This window comes from Streptomyces sp. ID05-39B, from assembly GCF_033794725.1.
Classification (GTDB): domain Bacteria; phylum Actinomycetota; class Actinomycetes; order Streptomycetales; family Streptomycetaceae; genus Streptomyces; species Streptomyces bobili.
In genome coordinates, this window is record NZ_JARGEF010000441.1 from 1 (window position 1) to 3,015 (window position 3,015).

Annotated in this window: 3 protein-coding genes, 1 tRNA gene and 1 pseudogene; 4 read left to right on the plus strand and 1 reads right to left on the minus strand. The window is 72.6% G+C overall.

From position 1 onward, the window contains the following. The first annotated feature begins 319 nt into the window (after positions 1-319). The 3 genes from P1P75_RS40785 to P1P75_RS40795 all read left to right on the plus strand — a co-directional run bounded on the left by P1P75_RS40785 (position 320) and on the right by P1P75_RS40795 (position 2,423). A complete protein-coding gene (locus P1P75_RS40785; protein WP_319264893.1) occupies positions 320-1,099 on the plus strand; it encodes an HAD-IIA family hydrolase in 780 nt (259 codons plus the stop codon). A 104-nt stretch (positions 1,100-1,203) separates the two neighbouring features. Further along, positions 1,204-1,761 (plus strand): hypothetical protein, encoded by a 558-nt coding sequence (locus tag P1P75_RS40790; RefSeq protein ID WP_319264896.1) that lies wholly within the window; start codon positions 1,204-1,206, stop codon positions 1,759-1,761. 2 nt (positions 1,762-1,763) lie between these two features. Next, complete coding sequence (locus P1P75_RS40795; protein WP_319264899.1) at positions 1,764-2,423, plus strand: class F sortase; 660 nt, start codon at positions 1,764-1,766, stop codon at positions 2,421-2,423. Between the two features lie 67 nt (positions 2,424-2,490). Here P1P75_RS40795 and P1P75_RS40800 read toward each other — a convergent pair. Next, a tRNA-Lys gene (locus tag P1P75_RS40800) sits at positions 2,491-2,564 on the minus strand. Positions 2,565-2,808: 244 nt separating this feature from the next. On the opposite strand from P1P75_RS40800, the pseudogene P1P75_RS40805 reads away from it, so the two are divergent. Beyond that, positions 2,809-3,015 (plus strand): annotated as a pseudogene (locus P1P75_RS40805) (hypothetical protein); the annotation flags it as partial.

Consider the following 3,015-nt stretch of genomic DNA (forward strand, 5'->3'; position numbering starts at 1 on the left):
CCCGACAGCTCCCCCTCTCCCTCCCTCGCAGACGAGGCCCAGGAGCTGGCCCTCACCGGCCTCTCCTCACCGGTCGGCGTCGTCACCGTCACCGCCGCTCTCCTGGCGACGGGCGCCGCCCTGGTGGTGGCCCGCAAACGCCGCTGAGGCGTACGGCCCCGTGGGGAAGCCCCGGGAGCCACGGCCGTACCGGCCGCGTATCGGCTGCTGATCGACGGGTTCCGGATCACGCGGTGCTGATTAGGCTGGGGGCGTCGGTACGCCGTGGTTCCGGCGCCCCCGCCCCTGCCCGTACGACGCACGCCAGGAGACGCACCACATGGCAGACCGCAAGCCCATCGAGTCGTGGCTCACCGACATGGACGGGGTGCTCATCCACGAGGGCGTCCCGATCCCCGGCGCAGACTCCTTCCTGAAGAAGCTGCGCGAGTCGGGCCGGCCGTTCCTCGTGCTGACGAACAACTCGATCTACACCCCGCGCGACCTGCACGCCCGGCTGCGCCGGATGGGCCTGGACGTGCCGATCGAGAACATCTGGACCTCGGCCCTGGCCACCGCCCAGTTCCTGGACGACCAGCGGCCCGACGGTTCGGCGTACGTCATCGGCGAGGCCGGTCTGACCACGGCGCTGCACGACATCGGCTACGTCCTGACCGACCACGAGCCGGACTACGTCGTCCTGGGCGAGACCCGCACCTACTCCTTCGAGGCGATGACGAAGGCGGTCCGGCTGATCAACGACGGCGCCCGGTTCATCGCCACGAACCCCGACGAGACCGGGCCCTCCACCGAGGGCGCGCTTCCCGCCACCGGCGCGGTAGCGGCACTGATCACCAAGGCGACCGGCAAGCAGCCCTACTTCGCGGGCAAGCCCAACCCGCTGATGATGCGCACCGGGCTGAACGCGATCGGCGCCCACTCCGAGACGAGCGCGATGATCGGCGACCGCATGGACACCGACGTACTGGCCGGCATGGAGGCCGGGATGGAGACGTTCCTGGTGCTCACCGGCCTGACCCGGCCCTCGGACGTGGACGGCTTCCCGTACCGCCCGTCGAAGGTGGTCGACTCGATCGCGGATCTCGTCGACCGGATCTGAAACCTGCCGACGCGGAAAAGTGACCCGGACGGAGTAACGGTGCCCCCGCTGGAGATGCGGGGCACCGGTGCCCGGGGGAGCCTCCAGGTACTGGGAGGTTCACGATGGGTTCATTGAAAGTCACACTCTGTGCGGGTGTCGCGGCCGTCGCCGCGACACTCACCCCGACGGCGTACGGGTACGCCGCGGAACCGGCGGGCGGAGTCTCGGTGACCCCGTCGGCCCCGGCTCCCGGCGACGAGGTCACCGTCAAGGTCACCGGCTGCGCCGGCAAGAAGGCCACCGCCGCGTCGAAGGCGTTCGTCTCCGACGCGCACCTGGTCGGCACGGGCGGCGCCGGCTCGGGCGGCTCCCTGTCGGGTGGGACCCGGATCCGCACCTCCATCGACCCCGGCTCCTACGACGTGACGATCACCTGCGCCGACTTCAGGGTCAAGGGCGCCGTCAAGGTCGTCGCCGCCTCCGCCCCGCCGTCCACGCCCGCGTCCCCGGTCGCGCCGGTGCGGGCGGGCGGTGGGGGCGCGGCACCGCTGGCCGCCGTCGACGAGTCGCGCGTTCAGGGCCCCGGCGTGGCCCACGCGGTCACCGGTCTGCTCCTGGCGGGTGCCGCCGCCGTCGCCGTGGCGCTGCGCAGGAGCCGGCGGCGCCGTGGGACGGACTGACCATGTCCGGACGCGAACGCTCCTCCGGGCGCCTCCTCACCGGCCTGACCTGGGCACTGCTGCTGCTCGGCCTGTGGCTGTGGGGGCGCGAGGTGACCGACGTACGGCCCGGCGCGAACGGCACCGCCACGGGTGACGTGGCCGCGGTGGGCCGGCCCGCCGACGCCGAGCTGCCGCCCGCCGCCCGGCCGCTGGGGGCCGCGCTGCCGCAGCGCGTGGACATCCCACAGCTGGGCGTGCAGGCCCCGGTCGTGGTCCGCGGCCTCGACGCGGAGGGCGCGATCGCGGCGCCGCCCTACGACCAGGCGGGCGTCGTCGGCTGGTACGGGGCCGGTGTGCGGCCCGGCGCCGCCGGTACCGCGCTGATGGTCGGCCATGTCGACACCGAGACCCGCCCCGCCGTCTTCTACAGACTGAGCACGCTCGTGGCGGGCGAGACGATCCGCGTGGTCCGCGACGACGGCCGGGTCGCCGAGTTCACCGTCGACGAGGTCGAGGTGGTCCAGCGCGACGGCTTCGACGCCCGCCAGGCCTACGGCCCCCGCGAGTCGGGCCGCGCCGAGCTGCGGCTGATCACCTGCGGCGGCACCTTCGACCGGGCGAGCCGCAGCTACACGGCCAACGTGATCGTGTCGGCGTATCTGACCGGCGCCACCGGGTGACGGCGCCCCCGAGAATGGTCCGGAACAGCAGAAAGCCCCTCGCTCTCGCGAGGGGCTTTCCTGTCTGTGCGCCGCCAGGGACTCGAACCCCGGACCCGCTGATTAAGAGTCAGCTGCTCTAACCAACTGAGCTAGCGGCGCCTGCTTGACGACGGTAACTCTACATGACCTCCCGAGGTGCTCCGGACCCCCGCGCAGGTCGCGCGCGGCTCCCGCGCAGGTCCCGCACGGGCCCCGGACGGCCGTCCGGACCTGCCCCGCACCCCCGGGAGGACCCCGTGTGCATCATTCGGACCGTCAGGAGGCGCGTCGGCAAGAGAGTTGGGCAAGACTGACGAACGTGCACAGTCGCGGACATTTCCAAGTGGAGTGTGAGGGGAATCGCATGGTGGCTCCGGCATTCGAGGAATTCGAACCCGAGAGCGACTGCGAATGCCCCGGATGCGTCGACCGGAGGCGAGCCGTACCGGCTTCCCCGGCCGCCCGAATCAGCGGCCACCCGGCCGCCCATCGCACCGTCGTCATCGCCGCCGCGGCCTCCGCGGTGCTCGGAGCCGGCCACGCGGTCCCCGCCCTCGCCGCCCCCCAGCAG

Bases quoted from the DNA above. Each gene is read 5' to 3' on its own strand.
- P1P75_RS40790 (WP_319264896.1), top strand. From the start codon at position 1,204: ATGGGTTCATTGAAAGTCACACTCTGTGCGGGTGTCGCGGCCGTCGCC.
- P1P75_RS40795 (WP_319264899.1), top strand. From the start codon at position 1,764: ATGTCCGGACGCGAACGCTCCTCCGGGCGCCTCCTCACCGGCCTGACC.
- P1P75_RS40785 (WP_319264893.1), top strand. From the start codon at position 320: ATGGCAGACCGCAAGCCCATCGAGTCGTGGCTCACCGACATGGACGGG.